This window comes from Tissierella carlieri (assembly GCF_018917285.1).
Lineage (GTDB): Bacteria > Bacillota > Clostridia > Tissierellales > Tissierellaceae > Tissierella > Tissierella carlieri.
Genome location: NZ_JAHLOH010000017.1, coordinates 47,356 through 65,900 on the forward strand (window position 1 = coordinate 47,356; position 18,545 = coordinate 65,900).

Sequence of the window (18,545 nt, forward strand, 5' to 3'; positions counted from 1 at the left end):
TGACTATGATTCAATAGTTAGGCAGTAATCCTTTGAATTTGTATATGATTAAGATTTGGTATTAAGGTCTATTTCTATAGGACCACCTATTTCTATACTATTAGCTTTTACAATAGAATCATAAGCTAATATTTCTACACCATTTTCACTAGCAAGCTTAACAGCCTCAGAAAATTTACTGTCCATTTGCCAATTTAGTCTAAATATAGTGGGACCTTTCATCTGAATTAGAAAGAGAATTATTCCTCTATATCCTTGTTTTATTGCTTCAATCATCTCTAAGGCATGTTTAGTTCCTCTTTCCGTGGGTGCATCTGGAAACATAGAAATATAATTGTTTTCTAAAGTTGCGCCCTTTACTTCAATAAAGCCCTTTTGATCTTTAGATTCAAAATATATATCATATCTAGAATTTCCAAAGGTAACTTCTCTTTTTAAACTTATTAGACTTTCAAATCCATTAATCTTATTTTCCTTAAGTGCTTGGAAGATTACAGAATTAGGAACTTGAGAATCTATATTTACTAGCATGTTTTCCTTCCAAACAGATATAAGGGAATATTTTGTCTTTCTATTAGGATTATGAGTACAGTCTTCTAATATTACCCTAGCTCCTGGTAAAAGTAACTCTTTACATCTTCCAGTATTTTTTACATGGACTGTTTCTTCTTTTCCATTTATTAGTACTTGTGCTATAAATCTATTAGGTCTTTTTAGAAAGACTCCTTCTATAATTTTTTTATATTTCATATGTTCTCCTCTTTATCTTTAAAATTCATTTATTATTTATTGTATCATTAAGGACAATATATATCAATTTTCCCAATAACAAGGAAATTTATTAAGAGTGAAGGCAACTTCTGTTCCCATAGTTAATATAATATCTATAACTATTATATTAGGGGTGAGGGAAATGAAATATATGTATATCGTAGATTATGAAGATGGATCTACACTTAAGGAAAAGGTTAATGAATGGATAAATGAAAACGAAGAAAATATACTAGAAATTATAGATATAGAATATAACCAAGAAGGAAATTTATACTTTGCAATAGTTTCATATTTAGAAAGAGGAAAGGAATAATTAAAAAAATATTGCTGGATAAAAGAAGGAATTTAGCAAAAAATGTAGAATAAAGTAATATATAATTTATGATAAAGGAGACTATAATGGAAAGATTTACACAAAACAGAAATTTTATGAAGTCTGGTTTTGCAGAAGATATATTCTCTGACCAGGAAAAAGAATTACCTCAACCACCACTACAAAAACCTTATGAGGATGGTTTCAAGGTATTCGAGTTACCTAGTATAAATAAAGATATAGTATTAAAGCAAGATGTACATAAGTGTATATCAGATAGGAAGACTCATCGTGAATACATCAAAAAAGCTTTAACAGTAGATGAACTATCATATCTTTTATGGGCAACTCAAAGAGTAAAAGAAATCAGGGGAGATAATTATGCCACAGTCAGGCCTGTTCCATCAGCTGGGGCAAGACATCCTTTTGAAACTTATTTAGCTGTTCAAAATGTAGAAGGGCTTAGAAAGGGCGTCTATAGGTATCTTGCAATGGAGCATAAGCTTTTATTTTTATATGAAGAGGAAGAAATAGCAGAGAAAATAACATCTGGAACTTTAGGACAAAAATTTGCTGGAACTGCAGCAGTTAATTTTATCTGGAGCTGCTTGCCTTATAGAGGGGAATGGAGATATGATAAACTTGCTCATAAGGTTATGCTTATAGATGCTGGCCATGTATGTCAGGCGTTATATATTGCCTGTGAGGCACTTGGATTAGGTACTTGTGCTATAGCTGCATATGATCAAGACTTTATGGATGAAATGATAAAAGTAGATGGAGAAGATGAGTTTGTAGTATATATGGCTCCAGTAGGTAGAATTTAGTGATAATATTATATCCCCCAGAGAATATCTGGGGGATAGTATTAAATTATTCAAGATTTATATATTAAATTGGGAAAATAAGTGATAAATACAATTTTTATAGAGAGATAATATTCTGCAATAATAGGAATTGTCCTTATTATTATGAATAATGGCAAACTTTAGAAAAAAGTCTTGCATTTAGTGATATCCATATGTTATTATAAGACAATTTACTTTTTAAAATCTAAATTTTATGAAGTAAAAAGGTATTAAATTTAATTAGATAGTATGAATAGGAGATGAGGAATATGGATTATGTTAAAGCTTATTATGATGAAAATTCTACTTTGGAGTGGGATAGACTTGATAATCCTTACTCAAGAATTGAATTTACTACTACAACTCATTTAATAGATAAATATTTTAAGAATATAAGTAATGTTATTGATATAGGTTCTGGACCAGGGAGATATTCTATAGAGCTTATAAAAAGAGGTTTTGATGTTTCACTACTGGATTTATCACAAAACTTACTTGATATAGCCAAAAAAAATATAGAAAATATATCTAATAAAAAATATGACTATTTCTGTAAATCTGCACTTGAACTTGATTTTATAGAAGATGATGCATTTGAATATGCTTTAGTTTTAGGCCCTTTATATCATCTTCACAATGAAGAGGACAGGCTCAAGGTAATAAATGATACATATAGAATTTTAAAGCCTGGTGGTAGAGCTATAATAGCTTATATAAATACTTGGGGAGCACTAAAGGCAGCAGTTTATGAATTCCCAGATGTTTTTGAGGATATAGGCCATTTTGATAGATATCTAAATGGGAATATAAAGTTTAGTAAGGAAGAAAGTTTTACAGAAACCTTTTTTACTACAGCTGAACATGCAATCGTAGAAGTGTCAAAGAGTAAACTTAAGATAATATCTACAGCAGGAGCTGAAAGCTTTTTATCTGGATTAATAATGGATGTAAAGGATTTATATAAAAGAGACATTAACTTATACAATAAATTCATAAAAAAGGCAGCTGAATATAGCGAAGAAGAGCAATATAGAAATACTACAGAACATTTCTTAATTGTTGTAGAGAAATAATCTATGAAATTAAAATTAATTAAGCTTTTAAAGGACAACAAAAGAATTTCTATATTAGAAGAGGTGATATTTAATGACAAATAAGAAAATAAGAGATTATGGAATTAATATAGGTAATTTTACAACAGGAAGTAATAATTCTATTACTGATGTAAAGGGAGTAAAAGTAGGACATACAACTTTAGATGATGGAGTTATAAAGACTGGAGTAACTGCAATATTGCCACATGAAGGCAATATTTTCAAAGATAAGTTAATAGCAGCCTGTCATGTGATAAATGGATTTGGTAAATCTACTGGTCTTATTCAGATAGAAGAATTAGGTACTATAGAAACACCTATTATTCTTACCAATACACTTAGTGTTGGTATCGCTCATGAAACTCTAGTAAGGTATATGCTAGCTCAGAACGATGATATTGGCAGTACAACTGGTACTGTAAATCCAGTTATTTGTGAGTGTAATGATGGAGTGATAAATGATATTAGAGGCCTTCATATAAAACAGGAACATATATATGAAGCTATAGAAAAATGTAATATTGAATTTGCTGAAGGAAATATTGGAGCCGGCACGGGTATGGTATGTTATGGACTAAAAGGTGGGATTGGTTCATCCTCTAGAATTGTTGAGCTAGAAAATACTCAATATACAATAGGGGTGTTAGTCTTGAGTAATTTTGGCTCCTTGGAAGACTTTGTTTTAAATGGAGACCATATAGGTCCTAAACTAGTTGAAAAGACTAAAGAGATAGATACAACAGAAGATAAGGGATCTATAATTGTAATATTAGCCACAGATATTCCTCTTTCATCTAGACAACTTAAGAGAATAATAAAAAGAGTTTATCCTGGAATATCTAGAACTGGAAGCTATACAGGTAATGGAAGTGGTGAAGTGATTATAGGATTTTCAACAGCTAATATAATCAAGCATTATGAAGAGAATGATGTAATTGATATTAGAGTAATTAATGAAAACAAGATAAATAAAATTTTCAAAGCAACAGTTGAGGCCACTGAAGAGGCTATATTAAACTCATTAATATGCTCTACTAGTTCCATTGACAGAGATGGGAAACAAGTGTATTCCTTAAAAGATTTAATATAAGAAATTTCTCTAAAAGTACTATGTAAGATAGTTTTTTGAAACTTATGTAGGTTAAATTTTCTTTAAAAATCAAAAATAAGTGAAAACTTCTATATGGCATATAAAAAATATAACCTATGTTAGATTTTAAATAAAAGATAGACTAGGAGTAAGGATATAGTACACTCTAAAGTTATTGCGGAATGGGGGAAGGGAATTGAATCAAGAGGAAAGAATGTACGTTGTTGGAAATCAGAAGATAACAATACAAGAAGAGATAATTGGAAAAAGAATTCTAGATATTGGTGGCGGTGGAGAAGGCATAATAGGTTTATGTTATGGAGATAGGGTAATTGCCATCGATCCAAGGAAAGATGAATTAGAAGAAGCACCAGATGGACCATTAAAAATAGTTATGGATGCAAGAGAATTATCTTTTCTAAAAAATTCATTCGATGCTGTAACGTCATTTTTTACATTGATGTATATTAATAAAGATGATCATGAAAAAGTATTTAAAGAAATATATAGAGTATTAAAGGATAATGGAGAATTTGTTTTGTGGGATGCCATAATACCAGAATATGATGGTAGCATAAAAGATATTTTCGTAATCCAGCTTGAAATAGATACACCCATTAAAATAATTAAGACTGGCTATGGGATTTCAAGAAAGGATAAAGATCAAGATGTTGAATATTTCATCAGTATTGGAGAAAACCTTGGCTTTGAAGCAATAAAAGTAGAATCTCAAGATAAGGTATTTAAAATAATATTTAGAAAATAGAAAGATGATATAAGATGATAGGTGGAAGATTAATAAAAGGTAAGAGGTGAAAAAACTATGAAAAGAATTGGAATTATAGGTGCTATGGCTCTGGAAATTGAGTTGTTAAAAAACAATATAAACATTAATACAAGTAAAAATATTGCTGGATTTGATTTTTTCTTAGGTGATATAGATAATAAAGATGTAATCATAACTCGCTGCGGAGAAGGTAAAGTAAATGCAGCCTCATGTACACAGATTTTAATCGATAGATTTGGTGTAGATAGTATTATAAATACTGGGATTGCTGGTGGATTACATGAGTCAGTTAAAATCTGTGATGTAGTAATATCTAGTAATGTGACACATCATGATGTAAGAAAGGGCCAGATGGAAAATTGCTTTCCTTATAGGGAGTGCTTTCAAGCTGATGAAAAGTTAATTGAATTTGCTGTCGAAGCATGTGAATCACATCATAGTGAAAATTGGAATTATCACATTGGAAGAATAGTAAGTGGAGAAAGCTTTATTCAAGATATTGAAATAAAGAAAAATCTACTTAGAGATTATTCACCACATTGTGTTGAAATGGAAGGCTCTGCAATAGGACATGTTGCTCATATAAATAATATACCTTTTGTGGTCATCAGAAGTATATCAGATAATGCTGACGATGAGGCTACGATTAGCTATAATGCCTTTGAAACTATTGCGGCTAATAAATCAGCAGAAATAGTTTTGAGTATGCTACAAATGTTGTAGGTAAGGAATATTCTAAGTATAAAAATTGGAGTGAAATATAATGAAGGAATCGAATTTGAAAAACGGGCAAGCTTTAACTATTCGAACAGCAAAAAAGGAAGATGCCTTGAACCTGATAAATTACATAAATAAAATAGGTGGAGAATCAGATTTTCTTACATTTGGTAACAATGAATTTGATATATCCATTGAGAAAGAAGAAGCTATACTTGAAAGTTATATAGATGCAGAAAATAAAATATACCTTATAGCTGAAATTGAAAATGAAATAGTAGGAAGTTTAAATTATAGTGGAGGTATTAGGCAAAGGACTAAGCATACAGGAGAATTTGGAATTAGTGTTGCTAAAAAATACTGGGGACTAGGAATAGGAAAAGAGTTAATTAGATATATGATAGATTGGGCTAAAGAAGGTAATGTAGTGAGAAAAATTAATTTAAGAGTAAGAGAAGATAATGAAGCAGCTATAAATCTATATACAAAATTAGGGTTTAAAAAAGAAGGGATTATATCTAGGGATTTCCATGTCGACGGTAAGTACTATAGCTCTATATTTATGGGATTGGAAATTGATTAGATATTATGATCTTTAGTGTTAGTGATTTACTTTATATATAAGTTTAAAATAAATTGTAAAGGAAGGATTAGGATGAAGCTTAAATTCGGTAATTGCTCGGTGCAGTTTATAATATCTGATAGCAGATTGTATCGAGCAGATTAATTAGTTATCAGTAAACTGCACTTTTTAGAAAACATTTAATATATTTTAAAAGGAGTGTAGTTTTATGAATCTAGAAAAATTAAAAGAAACTTGGAGATATGAAGAACAATATTCATTTAAAGGTTGGGATTTCTCTCATATAAATAATCGTATGGAAGAAGAAACACTACCATGGGACTATAAAAAAATAGTTGAGTCATATGTTAATGAAGAAAAAATATTACTTGATATGGGAACTGGTGGAGGGGAATTTCTTTTATCTTTAAACCCAACAGAAGGAAAAACTTATGCAACAGAAGGTTATTTGCCTAATATAGAACTTTGCAAAGAAATATTAACTCCTCATGGGATTGAGGTAAGACCAGTTTATGATGACAGCAATTTGCCATTTGAGGATGATTACTTTGATATTGTAATAAATAGACATGAATCTTTTTGTCTGTCAGAGATTAATCGTATTTTAAAACCAGGTGGAATTTTTATTACTCAGCAGGTCGGAGGTACGAATAATAGAGAGATATCAAAGTTTTTACTAGGAGAGTATCCTAATATAACTGATATTGAATTGAATCTCGATAAAATCTTGATGGAAGCAAAAAATATTGGAATGAAAATTATTGATGCAGGAGAATATTTTCCAAAAACATATTTTCACGATATAGGAGCATTTGTATTTTACGCAAGAATAATTGAATGGGAATTTCCAGATTTTTCAGTAGAAAGATGTTTTGATAAACTTATTGAGTTACAAGTTAAGCTAGAAAAACAAGGATATATAGAAACATTAGAACATAGGTATTTTTTAATAGCAGAAAAATGACTTAGGAAAATTAACATGAATTTCAAAGGCTTAGCTAGATAAGGCTAAGTCTTTGAAATACTTAGATATATATAACTCAATATCATAATAATAAATTTAGTAGTAGCAAGCAACGGAGCAAGTTATTTATATAATATTCAGATTTTAAAATGGGGGAAAAATGATGAAGGATAAGAGAATAGATATAGGAGTTAAAGCATTAATTTTTAATGAAGATAAATTTTTAGTGATGCATAATAAAGGAGTAGAAGAGGATCTATGGGAACTGCCAGGGGGACGTATGGAATTTGGTGAAACAGCAGAAGAAACTTTAAAACGAGAAATGCTGGAAGAAACCGGATTAGCAGTTAAGCCAATAAAGTTACTAGACACATGGAGCTTAATTAGAGAAGACTATCAAATTGCAGGCATCATTTACTTATGTCAATTTGAAGAAGGAGAAGTAAGATTATCAGATGAACATGATGCATTTAAATGGATTAGTACAGATGAGGAATCACTGCAAATGATGTATGATGATTTTAAAATAAGAATGTTAAATTGGAATTGGGATGAAATTAGAGGGGGAAATTATGTATATAGAGTTAGATAAGGATGAGTATCAAATTGTAAGAAAATATTTTAATTTTAATTTTCAGATTCCTGCTATAGCAGTTATCAATAAAGATTTTCCAGGAAAGATTTATGTAGATAATAAAGAAAATCCCAAAGGGATAATTGTGTGGGCTATATCAAGATGGGCTTATGCATATTTTGAACTAGAAAATTTAAAAAGGAATAGAAAATTTTTTAAAGAACTTATGATAAAAGAAATAGCACCTATTATAGATAGCTTAAAAGAGCAGTATTTTGAAGTGTATTCCCTGAATGATGATTATGATAAAATATTAGAAGAAGAAATAGAAGGATTTTGCCTATATAATAAACACTATGAAAATACATTTATCTTAAATGAAGAAAAATTTAATAGATTAGACCTGAAAAATATTGATGGAGATGTACTGGAAAAGAGTTTTCCAATTATACCAGAAGAATATAAGAATCATTTTAAAATAACTGGGATGAATAAAGAAACAGAGGGCATGATTTTCATAGTTGAGGAGAAAACAGTATCTCAGTGTGTAAATAACGGATTTGAATATGATAACAAATACTTTATAGACCTTGATACTTTTAATGAAAAAGAAAGAAATAAAGGTTATGCGTCAATAGTAGCATATGAATTAATAAAAAAACAAAAAAATAAAGGTATGAAACCGCTCTGGGAAACTAGGGAAGATAATATACCGTCTTTACGGGTAGCTGAAAAACTTGGATTTGAAAAATCAGAAAGATATCCTGTGTATATATGGAAGAAAGCAATTAAGAAGTAAAGAAATTTGCCTAATGTTATGCTAGGTAAAAATAATAAATGCTTGGGAGATATAATATGGTGAAGTTTACTTTAGCTAAAGAAAGAGATATTAAGAAAATCAGTGATTTTATAGCAAGATTAAATAGAAAAGAAGAAAGTCATATTGCTTATTGTGGTGATGATAGTGAAGAAATAGAGAATTCATTAAAAGAAGATATAACGGATATTCAATTTGATAAAAGTTTTGTAATCGCTACAGAAGAAAATAAAATAGTTGGTGTATTAGGATTTGATGCAGATATGGAAAGGAATAATGCTGAAATCTGGGGACCTTTTATCGAGAATGGGAAATGGAGCATTGCAACTGATATGTGGGACAAGATGTTACAATTGATTCCTAAGGAAATAGTAACGACTAGTATGTTTTTCAATAATAAAAATTATAATTGCCTAAAGTTAGCAGATATCCTTGGTTTTAGTAAAAATAGTGAAGAAATCATATTGGAATTTAAAAGAAGTGATTTAAATAATTTAGATGAAGTATGTTTGATAGAATTGGCTGTAGAGGATTTTGAATCTATGAGAGAGCTTCATGATAAAACTTTTCCCAATACCTATTATGATGGAGAAGAAATAATATCACGATTAAATAATCATAGAAAAGTATTTGTTTGTAAAGAAACTAAGGAATTAACTGGATATATTTATGTTGAGGCTGAGCCTGAATTTGATGAAGGAAGTATTGAATTTTTTGCAGTGAATGAATCACAAAGGGGTAAAGGAATAGGATGTTATTTATTAACCATGGCATTAAGATGGCTATTTTCATTTAATTCTATAGATTCGATTAGTCTTTGCGTTAATTCAAAAAATGAAAAGGCAATTAATCTATATAAAATGGCAGGTTTTAAAGAAAAACACCAGTTAAGTTACTTCATAAAGAGGGGATAGGAGGAGCTACATGAAATTGATTTTAATATTTGGACCACAAGCAGTTGGCAAAATGACAGTTGGACAGGAACTTGAAAAAATAACTGGACTAAAGCTTTTTCATAATCATATGACAATTGAATTAGTATCCCATTTTTTTAGCTATGGTTCAAAGGAAGGAAAAAGGTTAGTCAGTTTATTTCGCCAAGAAATATTTGAAGAAGTAGCAAAGAGTGATTTGGAAGGATTAATATTTACCTATGTATGGGCATTTGATATGCAAGAGGATTGGGATTATATAGATAAGGTATGTAATATTTTTGAATCTAGAGGTGGCGAAGTATACTTTGTAGAGCTAGATGCAGAGTTAGAGGAAAGATTAGAGCGGAATAGAAGTCCTCTTAGATTAGAACATAAACCAACTAAGAGAGATATAGAGTTTTCAGAAAGAGATTTAATAAGCACAATGGAGAAACATAGGCTGAATTCAATAGAGGATGAAATTAAAAAGGAAAATTATATTAGAATAAATAATACAGAGTTAAGTCCATTAGAAGTAGCCCAAATGATTAAAAACAGGTTTGAATTATAAATGCACTGAGTATAAATATAGTTAAGATTATAACTTAGCAGAAAGAATGGAGGGACATAATTGAAAATATATATAACTAGACACGGTGAAACCAAATGGAATAAAGAAGGAAGAATGCAGGGATGGCAGAATTCTGACTTAATCGAAAATGGTGTTGAAGGTGCGAAAAAACTTGGATATAGATTAAGAGATATTGATTTTGATTGTATATATTGCAGTCCTTTAGGTAGGGCTGTAGCTACAGCAGAGCATATTAGACAAGATAAAGATACAGAAATAATTTTAGTTGATTCTCTTAGGGAGATGGGATTTGGAAAATGGGAGGGAATGGGGCATGATACTATAAAGGAATTGTATCCGACAGAACATTTTAATTTTTGGAATAGACCTCATTTATATAGTCCAATTGAAGGAGAAAGTTTTGAGGAGTTATTTGAAAGAGTGAAAGGTGTACTAAATCAGATAATTAACAATTCATCATTAGAGAATGTTCTAATAGTATCTCATGCAGTTGTTATTAAGGCAATTTATGCTATTATAAAAAAATATCCTTTAGAAGAGCTATGGACTCCTCCTTTTTTACAAGGCACTTCACTTACTATAGTTGAAGTGGAAGAGAATGAAATCAATATCATATTGGAAGCTGATACTTCCCACCTAGAATAATGGGAGAATGGAGGGATAATTAATGTTTAGGCATGTAATTGATGATAATATTGAATTAAGATTAGTTGACAGGGATCATTCAGAGGATATGTTTAAATCAATCGATTCAAGTAGAGAACATTTGAGAAAATATTTACCATGGGTTGATATTACTAAATCTTCAGATGATACGAAAGCATTTATAGAAAGCAGTAAAAAGCAATATGCTGCAAATAATGGTTTTAATGCTGGTATATGGTATAAGGGACAGTTTGCAGGTGTTATAGGATATCACGATATAAATCATAGTAAAAAAGAAGTGAGTATAGGCTATTGGTTAGATGAAAGATATATAGGTAAAGGAATAATGACAAAAGCATGTAGAAAATTTGTTGATTATGCATTCAATACCTTGGAATTAAATAGAGTAGAAATTAGATGTGCAGAAGATAACCTTAAGAGCAGAGCTATTCCAGAGAGACTTGGATTTACTAAGGAGGGTGTAATCCGAGATGGAGAATTGCTTAATCATGGCTATGTAGACTGTGTTGTCTATGGAATATTGAGAAGAGAATGGAATAGGTAGCATTACTAAATTAAATTTTACAAGGGGGCTACATTATGGCAAAGTTAGTTAATCTGCAAATTAATCAACTTCCAGAGGCTAAAATCATAGGTAAAGTTATATATCTGAAGATGGATATGAAAGAAAATCCTATTCCTGAATTTTGGAAGAAGTGCTTTGAAGATGGTACTTTTACTAAATTAGAAGAACTAAAAGAATATCATATTGACAGTTCTTATGTCGGTTGGATGGGTGATTTTGGAATAGACAATGGAAAATTCACATATATTTGCGGCATGCTTATGAAACTAGGAGCTCCTGTACCAGAGGGATTTATTTATAAAGATATTCCTTCTTCAAAAGTAGCAATAGGATGGATTCAAGGAATGGAAAAGGATGTTTATCCAGTATCCCACGAGTTTACACAAAAAGCAATGGAAGAAAAAGGATATAGGTTAGATGAATCTGCTTCTTGGTGTATGGAACTATATAATTGCCCAAGATTTACAACTCCAATGGATAATGGAGAAATAATTTTAGATTATTATATACCCTGTGAGACAGTATAAACTATATAATAGAAATATCCTATATTCTTAGATATTGAGAGCAAGACATGCGAAAGGATATGATTGTAGTGGAAATACGTAACAATATAAATAATAAAAAGACTAATCAGCCTAAATATATAGATATAGATACAGGTCTACGTTTAAGGAAATTTGATGGTAAATTTGATTTTGCCTTGGAATGGTATAAAGACGAGGAAACAGTGAAACTAGTAGATGGAAAAGATGCTGAGTTATATGATACTGATAGACTTAAAAGGATGTATGATTATTTAAATGATAAGGGAGAACTGTATTTTATTGAAGTTAATATGGGCAATGAATATATCCCAATAGGAGATGTGACATTTTGGAAAGAAGATATGCCAATAGTAATAGGAAATAAAAATTATCGAGGGAAAGGAATAGGATACAAAGTTATTAAGGCCTTAATACAGAGAGCAAAGATACTGAATTATGATAAAATATATGTTAATGAAATATATTCATATAATATATCATCACAAAAAACCTTTGAAAAAGCAGGATTTAGAAAGTACAAAGAAAATAAAAATGGATATTCCTATATTTTAGAGTTAAAGTGATGATATACAAACTCAAAATTGAAGAAATTAGAAATTAGTGCAAAGTTAGAGAAGCATTTTATAACATAATAAAGATGGGGATTTTATAAAAGGAATGAATAGAATGATAATTGCTTTAGATTATAAGGAGGAAATATAATGGAAATACAACCAATAATAAAAACTGAAAGGTTAATATTAAGACCATTTGAGTTATCACACTCAAAGCGAGTATAAGAGCTAGCTGGAGATTCAAAAATATCTAAAACAACATTAAATATTCCTCATCCCTATGAAGATGGCTTAGCAGAATCATGGATTAGTACCCATAGGGATAATCTAAATAGTGGAAAAAATATTACCTATGCAATAGTCAAAAAAGATACTGATGAATTAATCGGATCTATAAGTCTTATGCTAAATAAAACTCATAAAAAAGCAGAATTAGGATACTGGATAGGAGCTCCTTATTGGAGTCAAGGATATTGTACAGAGGCATCTCAAAGTATTATTGAATTTGGATTTAGAGAATTATATCTGAATAGGATATATGCCCTAGCAATGGTAGAGAACGCTGGGTCATGGAGGGTAATGAAGAAAGTAAAGATGAAGTATGAAGGAATCCGTAGACAGAATGTTATTAAAGATGGAGTATCCATAGATTTGAAAAGTTATGGAATTCTAAGAGAGGATTTTTATAGACAACACAATAGATAGCAATTGCTATCTATTTTTTTATTATTTATTGAATAATGAAGATGAAAGTGCTAACAATATTTATAATATAATGGGAAGGGCGTTGTTTTAAATGCTGATTAGTTATTTTATGAGGAAAATTGTATTTTGGCAAAATCGTAATAATCGAGAACATGATAATGAGGATTATTTAGACAAAGACATATCAAGTAATTTAGAAGAAAATATAGAATTTTTTAAGGCGATTTTAGGTAATAGTAATGATATAAAAATACATGAATTCATGTTTGGTGATTGCTGTGAGTTTAATGGAGCACTAATATATATTGATGGACTTGTAAATAATCTTGAAATTACAGAGAGCATATTAAAACCTATTATATTAAATAAAGATTTTAAAGAAGATATGATGGAAAATTTAAAGATAAGAGATTTTAAAAAATGTATTATTTGTTCAGGAGATATTGGGGAAAGCAACAGATATTCAGATTTATTTAAAGGATGTCTTTCAGGAAATACAATATTATTAGTAGATAATTTATCTATAGGATTAATTGTTAGTACAAAAGGATGGGAGAAAAGAAGTGTTACAGAACCTCAGACAGAATCTGTAGTTAGAGGACCAAGGGAAGGTTTTACTGAAGATTTTAGGACAAATACCTCTCTTCTAAGAAGAAGAATTAAAAGTCCTAGATTCAAAATGGAAAATATGATAATTGGGAAAAAAACATACACACATATATGCATTGCGTATATAGAAGGAATAGTAAAACCAGAAGTACTTCAAAAGCTAAGAGATAGATTAAGGAATATAGATGTGGACTCTATAATAGATTCAAGTTATATAGAAGAATATGTAGAAGATTATCCATTTTCAATATTTTCAACAATAGGATATAGTGAAAAACCTGATGTGATTGCTGCCAAAATACTTGAAGGACGCGTTGCTATAGTAGTAGATGGAAGTCCTTTTGTACTAACAGTTCCAATGCTATTTGTAGAAAGTTTTCAAACAGCAGAGGATTATTATGTAAGACCAATATATGCATCTATCATTAGAATGATGAGATTCTTTGCATATCTCATTGCAATATTTGCAGTTCCAGGTTTTATCGCATTAACGACTTTTCATCAAGAATTAATTCCGACAACTCTTTTATTTACAGTAGCAAATGCTAGAGAGGGAACCCCGTTTCCAGCTTTATTAGAAGCATTAATAATGGTAATATCCTTTGAAATATTGAGAGAAGCTGGTTTAAGATTACCTCGTCCTATAGGTCAAGCAATTAGTATAGTAGGTGCTTTAGTCATGGGAGATGCTGCAGTATCTGCTGGAATAGTGGGGGCACCTATGGTTATAACTGTTGCAATAGCAGCTGTAGCTGGATTTATAATACCAGAACAATCAGATTCTATCTCTATACTTAGGATAATTATGATGATACTAGCATCTGTATTGGGAGGATTTGGGATAGCCATAGGATTTTTAGGTATGCTTGTACACCTATCTATATTAGAACCTTTTGGTATACCATATTTTGCATCTATAGAATTTTCAAAAGATCAACAGGATAGTTTTGTTAGATTACCACTTTGGATCATGGAGGATAGACCAGAGGAATTAACTTATATAGACAAGAATAGGAAAAAAACTTTTATTCCTCCAGACGGAGAAAATAATAAAGAAAAATAGAGGGCAGCATATGAAAATAAAAAAAACAAAATTATTTAAAATCATTATAATTATATCAATAGGATTTATTCTAGTAGGATGCTGGGATAATAAAGAATTGGATACTATTTCAATAGTAACTGGTGTTGGTATAGATGCAGCAAATGATGAGGATAAAATTGATCTTATATTGCAAATAGGGAAAATAAACAAAAGTAATTCCGATTCATTTAGAGGTGAAAGTGTTACTGATGATTCAATAATTTTGGCAACAGAAGATAAAGGTATATTATCTGCCATAGATAAGCTTCAGAAGCAAACTACTAGAGATTTATTTATGCATCATAATCAAGTAGTTATATTTGGAAAAGAGCAGACAATAAAAGGAATTCAACCTTATATAGATGCACTTCTCAGACAACATGATATGCGAATGGAAACCTTAGTATTTATGGCAGAAGGTAAGGCTAAGGATATTCTTCATAACACTATGGAGCAGGAAAAGATATCTTCTTTAGGAATTACTAGAATGGTTGAAGCGGCTAATAGGTATTATGAATCTTATTCAATTAGAATACTGGATCTTACCTCTATGATAATTGATAAAACTACAGCTCCTGTGATTCCTATAGTGAAATTACAGGATAATGGAGAATATTTAAGGCTATTTTTATCTGGATTGGCTGTTCTTAATGATGGAAAACTCATTGGTCAATTAAATGAAACCGAAACTAGGGGATATACTTGGATTATGGATAAATTTAAAAATACTTTTATAGAGGTAAATATAAAAGAGGGTTTTTCAAACCTAGATATAACCAATATTAAGCATAAGATGAAACCTGAAATTAGAAATGGAGGTGAATTAGTGATATCCTTGGAGATTATTGGAGATATAATAATTTCTGAGATACAAGGATTTAATAATATGACTGTGAAAGAGGTAACAGACATATTAGTGGAAGAAGGGAAAAAAACAATAAATAAAGAGATACAAGCTTGTTTGAATAAAAGTCAAGAGTTAAACGCAGATTTTCTAAGATTCGGTGTGGAATTCTATAAAAGATTTCCTAAAGAATCAGAGCAAATAAAAAATGATTGGGATAGTATGTATCCAGAAATTAAATTATCTACAAATATTAAATTAAATTTAATAGATACTGGTAAGATTGTAAATTCTTTAAATATGAAAGAGGGAAATTAGATGCAAATAGACAAAGGGAAAATTTCAGGGATTCAATTTATGTTTACTGTAGCTTGTTTTATACAATCTTCATCTTTGCTGACATCGTTTTTTACATCTATTACAAAGCAAGACTCGTGGATAGTTGTGATATTAGGCTTTGTAATGTCAATACCTTCTTTACTGATATACACATACATTATGAAAATATTTCCAGATAAAAATTTAATGGAGATTAATAATATAGTTTTCGGTCCTATTATAGGAAAAGTGGTTTCAGTTCTGTATTTATGGTTTTTCTTAACATTATCCGCTTTAAATACAAAGGACTTGGGAGACTTTGTACAAAAAACAACAATGCAAAATACTCCCCCCATAATTATTTTAGTAGTATTTATTTTATTATGTGCTTGGGCGGTAAGAAACGGAGTAAAAGTTGTGACTAGATATAGTATGTTTTTTACATTAATTGCAATATTAATAGTTCTATCGACAATTTTTTTTACTATAAACCAAATGAAAATAGATAATTTTTTACCTATGTTAGAACAACCTAAAATGGTATATATTCAGGGGACTCATATTATATCAACTATTCCTTTTGGAGAACTTATAGTGTTTTTAATGATTAATCCAAACTTAGAAATTGAGCCTAAGAAAAGAAGAAAATATTTTTTTTATGGATTTATAGTCGGAGGTCTGACTCTATTAATTATAGTTCTTAGAGATACGGCAGTACTAGGAAATACAATAAAGATATTTGCTTTACCACCTTTTGAAACTCTTCGGCTGATAAGTATACATTCTGCACTGAGTAGAGTGGAAGTTCTTTTTGCAGTTAGTCTAATTATGCTTATGTTTTTTAAAATTTGTATATTATACTATGTTACAGTTATGAGCATTGCATATATATTTAAACTACAATCATTTAAATCTTTGGTCATAAGTGTAGGAATAATTATTATAATATATTCCTTTAATATATATCCTTCTATAATAGCACATATTAATTCAGCAAGTAAAACAGCTCCGTTTGAATGGTTTATGTTTGAAACCATTTTACCGCTTATTACCATAATGGTTGCCAGAATTAGAAAATTACCTAAATTGAAAAAAGGAATGATTTAATGTTATATGTGTTAGTAGTATTTATAATAATAGGATTTATGGATTTGGGAGGATTAATAAAATCAAATAAAAAAAAACAATTTAAAGTAACTCTTTTAGTAATGGCTGTAGCTTTCATTTTATCTACTCTATATGCATTAGATTATAGATTGCCTAGCCCCATGCTTGCATTAGACAAATTTGTCAGAGAAGTGTTAGGATTAGGGTATTAATAAATAACTATAAAAATTGGTTCTTGATATCAAATTTTATAGTTATTTATTTTTAGCTACTTTTATTAAATTCTTCAGCAAGTATTGCCAAAATATTGTATAATTTAGACAATGACTGCTATCTTAGTTTGTTAAGGGGGAGATTCTAATGAATATAGAAACCTTTTCAGAGGCATTGACTAAAGTTTATATTGATAATCCATGTAGAATTCAGGCTACTGCTCTATGGAAAACACTTGAACAAATTGGTAATTTCCATAGCAATTTTACAATAGAAAAAGATGAGGTGAAAAGTTTAAAGCTTTGGAATAAAAGAATGTTACATACATTTTGGAATACAAATAAAAATTATATAGATGAGCAAGATTTAGGGCAATTTAATATGATTCTGGTTCATCAATCTCAATTTAATGACAATATAAAAGAACAATTCCCTAATAAAAAATCATATTTCAAGCTGCTACATAATAATAAAGATATTATAGATATCAATATACCAGAAAACTATTATATTAGAGAAGTTGATATTAATACAGAGATACAAATGGTTTCAGATTTAATATGTAATTGTTATGATGATATCAAGCCAAATGTGGACGAAGTACTAAAATGGACGAAACATCCTGTATTTCATAATAATTTATGGATATGGATAATAGAGAAAAAAATAGAAAAGCCAGTTGCACTTGGAATTGCTGAACTAGATATGAATATTAAAGAAGGAGCATTAGAGTGGATCCAAGTATTACCATCTTATCATGGAAATAAACTAGGTAAGGTATTGGTTATAGAGCTATTGAAACGGTTAGAACCATATGCTGACTTTACTATAGTCTCAGGAGAAGTAGATAACATAACCAATCCGGAAAGACTATACAGAAGCTGTGGGTTTGTTGGAGATGATACTTGGCATATTATGAGAAGATGACATAGATGAACTATATTAATAAGGAGAGAGATTATTAGTGATATAGCAATATTTTCATAACGAGTAGGAAAGCTCTACTTTAATGCCCTATATTAAGCTTGACCTAATTGAGTTTTAAGCAGATTGCCGAAATCTTTGATTTCGTGCAAGTTGCTTATGCACTGGGCAAGAAGAGTTACCTATAATGCTTTATTAGAAGATTTTCTTATAGAATTTATAGGCTCTGTAAACTAAATATGAAAAAATAGTACAATATCTTCATAGAATTGCTCTAAGTTTCTTTGGATTGCTCTAAATTTCGCTTTGCATATGATAAAGCTTCGTCTATGAAATCATCA

The 18,545-nt window shown here is 29.8% G+C and carries 23 protein-coding genes; 22 read left to right on the forward strand and 1 reads right to left on the reverse strand.

The genetic code is table 11. The features are described from left to right. Window positions 1–48 precede the first annotated feature (48 nt). Window positions 49–750, reverse strand: coding sequence for a DNA/RNA nuclease SfsA (gene sfsA / locus KQI38_RS03915; RefSeq protein WP_216556081.1), 702 nt, complete (start codon window positions 748–750; stop codon window positions 49–51). Window positions 751–913: 163 nt separating this feature from the next. Here sfsA and KQI38_RS03920 point away from each other — a divergent pair, with 163 nt between their 5' ends. From KQI38_RS03920 to KQI38_RS04025, 22 genes are all read left to right on the forward strand, one after another. Next, the gene (locus KQI38_RS03920; RefSeq protein WP_158220130.1) at window positions 914–1,087 is read left to right on the forward strand and encodes a hypothetical protein; all 174 of its coding nucleotides are present in this window, start codon (window positions 914–916) and stop codon (window positions 1,085–1,087) included. 86 nt (window positions 1,088–1,173) lie between these two features. Then, window positions 1,174–1,914, forward strand: coding sequence for a SagB/ThcOx family dehydrogenase (locus KQI38_RS03925; RefSeq protein ID WP_094902195.1), 741 nt, complete (start codon window positions 1,174–1,176; stop codon window positions 1,912–1,914). A 290-nt stretch (window positions 1,915–2,204) separates the two neighbouring features. Further along, window positions 2,205–3,008: a class I SAM-dependent methyltransferase gene (locus KQI38_RS03930; protein WP_216556084.1), complete on the forward strand. Its 804-nt coding sequence runs from the start codon at window positions 2,205–2,207 to the stop codon at window positions 3,006–3,008. 73 nt (window positions 3,009–3,081) lie between these two features. Continuing rightward, window positions 3,082–4,119 carry a DmpA family aminopeptidase gene (locus KQI38_RS03935; RefSeq protein WP_216556087.1) on the forward strand — a complete coding sequence of 346 codons (1,038 nt, stop codon included), beginning with the start codon at window positions 3,082–3,084 and terminating at the stop codon, window positions 4,117–4,119. A 196-nt stretch (window positions 4,120–4,315) separates the two neighbouring features. Next, window positions 4,316–4,885, forward strand: coding sequence for a class I SAM-dependent methyltransferase (locus tag KQI38_RS03940; protein ID WP_216556090.1), 570 nt, complete (start codon window positions 4,316–4,318; stop codon window positions 4,883–4,885). Window positions 4,886–4,942: 57 nt separating this feature from the next. Then, window positions 4,943–5,629 carry a 5'-methylthioadenosine/adenosylhomocysteine nucleosidase gene (locus KQI38_RS03945; protein WP_216556093.1) on the forward strand — a complete coding sequence of 229 codons (687 nt, stop codon included), beginning with the start codon at window positions 4,943–4,945 and terminating at the stop codon, window positions 5,627–5,629. 40 nt (window positions 5,630–5,669) lie between these two features. Next, entirely contained in the window at window positions 5,670–6,206 is a 537-nt protein-coding gene (locus KQI38_RS03950) for a GNAT family N-acetyltransferase (protein WP_216556096.1), read from the forward strand. Between the two features lie 208 nt (window positions 6,207–6,414). Continuing rightward, window positions 6,415–7,170: a class I SAM-dependent methyltransferase gene (locus KQI38_RS03955; protein ID WP_216556099.1), complete on the forward strand. Its 756-nt coding sequence runs from the start codon at window positions 6,415–6,417 to the stop codon at window positions 7,168–7,170. Window positions 7,171–7,333: 163 nt separating this feature from the next. Next, on the forward strand, window positions 7,334–7,762 hold the full coding sequence (locus KQI38_RS03960; RefSeq protein ID WP_216556102.1) for an NUDIX hydrolase: 429 nt from the start codon (window positions 7,334–7,336) through the stop codon (window positions 7,760–7,762). Beyond that, on the forward strand, window positions 7,743–8,543 hold the full coding sequence (locus tag KQI38_RS03965) for a GNAT family N-acetyltransferase (protein WP_216556105.1): 801 nt from the start codon (window positions 7,743–7,745) through the stop codon (window positions 8,541–8,543). Before KQI38_RS03960 ends, KQI38_RS03965 begins: the two co-directional genes overlap by 20 nt. Window positions 8,544–8,599: 56 nt before the next feature. Next, window positions 8,600–9,475, forward strand: coding sequence for a GNAT family N-acetyltransferase (locus KQI38_RS03970; protein WP_216556108.1), 876 nt, complete (start codon window positions 8,600–8,602; stop codon window positions 9,473–9,475). Window positions 9,476–9,485: 10 nt separating this feature from the next. Further along, entirely contained in the window at window positions 9,486–10,046 is a 561-nt protein-coding gene (locus tag KQI38_RS03975; RefSeq protein WP_216556111.1) for an AAA family ATPase, read from the forward strand. Between the two features lie 60 nt (window positions 10,047–10,106). Then, the gene (locus KQI38_RS03980; RefSeq protein ID WP_216556114.1) at window positions 10,107–10,712 is read left to right on the forward strand and encodes a histidine phosphatase family protein; all 606 of its coding nucleotides are present in this window, start codon (window positions 10,107–10,109) and stop codon (window positions 10,710–10,712) included. Window positions 10,713–10,734: 22 nt separating this feature from the next. After that, complete coding sequence (locus KQI38_RS03985) at window positions 10,735–11,277, forward strand: GNAT family N-acetyltransferase (RefSeq protein WP_216556118.1); 543 nt, start codon at window positions 10,735–10,737, stop codon at window positions 11,275–11,277. Window positions 11,278–11,312: 35 nt separating this feature from the next. Continuing rightward, window positions 11,313–11,825, forward strand: a complete 513-nt coding sequence (locus KQI38_RS03990) for a GyrI-like domain-containing protein (RefSeq protein WP_216556121.1) — start codon at window positions 11,313–11,315, stop codon at window positions 11,823–11,825. A gap of 47 nt (window positions 11,826–11,872) precedes the next feature. After that, window positions 11,873–12,409: a GNAT family N-acetyltransferase gene (locus tag KQI38_RS03995; protein WP_216556124.1), complete on the forward strand. Its 537-nt coding sequence runs from the start codon at window positions 11,873–11,875 to the stop codon at window positions 12,407–12,409. A gap of 237 nt (window positions 12,410–12,646) precedes the next feature. Then, window positions 12,647–13,105, forward strand: coding sequence for a GNAT family N-acetyltransferase (locus tag KQI38_RS04000; RefSeq protein ID WP_216556151.1), 459 nt, complete (start codon window positions 12,647–12,649; stop codon window positions 13,103–13,105). Window positions 13,106–13,214: 109 nt separating this feature from the next. Then, window positions 13,215–14,777, forward strand: a complete 1,563-nt coding sequence (locus KQI38_RS04005) for a spore germination protein (RefSeq protein WP_216556126.1) — start codon at window positions 13,215–13,217, stop codon at window positions 14,775–14,777. 10 nt (window positions 14,778–14,787) lie between these two features. After that, window positions 14,788–15,960: a Ger(x)C family spore germination protein gene (locus KQI38_RS04010; RefSeq protein ID WP_216556130.1), complete on the forward strand. Its 1,173-nt coding sequence runs from the start codon at window positions 14,788–14,790 to the stop codon at window positions 15,958–15,960. After that, window positions 15,961–17,067, forward strand: coding sequence for a GerAB/ArcD/ProY family transporter (locus KQI38_RS04015; protein WP_216556133.1), 1,107 nt, complete (start codon window positions 15,961–15,963; stop codon window positions 17,065–17,067). After that, window positions 17,067–17,279 carry a hypothetical protein gene (locus KQI38_RS04020; RefSeq protein ID WP_216556136.1) on the forward strand — a complete coding sequence of 71 codons (213 nt, stop codon included), beginning with the start codon at window positions 17,067–17,069 and terminating at the stop codon, window positions 17,277–17,279. The genes KQI38_RS04015 and KQI38_RS04020 overlap by 1 nt, the downstream gene beginning before the upstream one ends. A 148-nt stretch (window positions 17,280–17,427) precedes the next feature. Beyond that, window positions 17,428–18,207, forward strand: coding sequence for a GNAT family N-acetyltransferase (locus tag KQI38_RS04025; RefSeq protein WP_216556139.1), 780 nt, complete (start codon window positions 17,428–17,430; stop codon window positions 18,205–18,207). The last annotated feature ends 338 nt before the right edge of the window (window positions 18,208–18,545 follow it).

Excerpts from the sequence above, each read along its gene's own strand:
- KQI38_RS03960 (WP_216556102.1), top strand. The coding sequence starts at position 7,334 with ATGAAGGATAAGAGAATAGATATAGGAGTTAAAGCATTAATTTTTAAT.
- KQI38_RS03950 (WP_216556096.1), top strand. The coding sequence starts at position 5,670 with ATGAAGGAATCGAATTTGAAAAACGGGCAAGCTTTAACTATTCGAACA.
- KQI38_RS03970 (WP_216556108.1), top strand. The coding sequence starts at position 8,600 with ATGGTGAAGTTTACTTTAGCTAAAGAAAGAGATATTAAGAAAATCAGT.
- KQI38_RS03990 (WP_216556121.1), top strand. The coding sequence starts at position 11,313 with ATGGCAAAGTTAGTTAATCTGCAAATTAATCAACTTCCAGAGGCTAAA.
- KQI38_RS04015 (WP_216556133.1), top strand. The coding sequence starts at position 15,961 with ATGCAAATAGACAAAGGGAAAATTTCAGGGATTCAATTTATGTTTACT.
- KQI38_RS03955 (WP_216556099.1), top strand. The coding sequence starts at position 6,415 with ATGAATCTAGAAAAATTAAAAGAAACTTGGAGATATGAAGAACAATAT.
- KQI38_RS03995 (WP_216556124.1), top strand. The coding sequence starts at position 11,873 with ATGCGAAAGGATATGATTGTAGTGGAAATACGTAACAATATAAATAAT.
- KQI38_RS04005 (WP_216556126.1), top strand. The coding sequence starts at position 13,215 with ATGAGGAAAATTGTATTTTGGCAAAATCGTAATAATCGAGAACATGAT.
- KQI38_RS03965 (WP_216556105.1), top strand. The coding sequence starts at position 7,743 with ATGTATATAGAGTTAGATAAGGATGAGTATCAAATTGTAAGAAAATAT.
- KQI38_RS03935 (WP_216556087.1), top strand. The coding sequence starts at position 3,082 with ATGACAAATAAGAAAATAAGAGATTATGGAATTAATATAGGTAATTTT.
- KQI38_RS03920 (WP_158220130.1), top strand. The coding sequence starts at position 914 with ATGAAATATATGTATATCGTAGATTATGAAGATGGATCTACACTTAAG.
- KQI38_RS04025 (WP_216556139.1), top strand. The coding sequence starts at position 17,428 with ATGAATATAGAAACCTTTTCAGAGGCATTGACTAAAGTTTATATTGAT.
- KQI38_RS03925 (WP_094902195.1), top strand. The coding sequence starts at position 1,174 with ATGGAAAGATTTACACAAAACAGAAATTTTATGAAGTCTGGTTTTGCA.
- sfsA (WP_216556081.1), bottom strand. The coding sequence starts at position 750 with ATGAAATATAAAAAAATTATAGAAGGAGTCTTTCTAAAAAGACCTAAT.
- KQI38_RS03945 (WP_216556093.1), top strand. The coding sequence starts at position 4,943 with ATGAAAAGAATTGGAATTATAGGTGCTATGGCTCTGGAAATTGAGTTG.
- KQI38_RS03985 (WP_216556118.1), top strand. The coding sequence starts at position 10,735 with ATGTTTAGGCATGTAATTGATGATAATATTGAATTAAGATTAGTTGAC.
- KQI38_RS03975 (WP_216556111.1), top strand. The coding sequence starts at position 9,486 with ATGAAATTGATTTTAATATTTGGACCACAAGCAGTTGGCAAAATGACA.
- KQI38_RS04010 (WP_216556130.1), top strand. The coding sequence starts at position 14,788 with ATGAAAATAAAAAAAACAAAATTATTTAAAATCATTATAATTATATCA.
- KQI38_RS03930 (WP_216556084.1), top strand. The coding sequence starts at position 2,205 with ATGGATTATGTTAAAGCTTATTATGATGAAAATTCTACTTTGGAGTGG.
- KQI38_RS04020 (WP_216556136.1), top strand. The coding sequence starts at position 17,067 with ATGTTATATGTGTTAGTAGTATTTATAATAATAGGATTTATGGATTTG.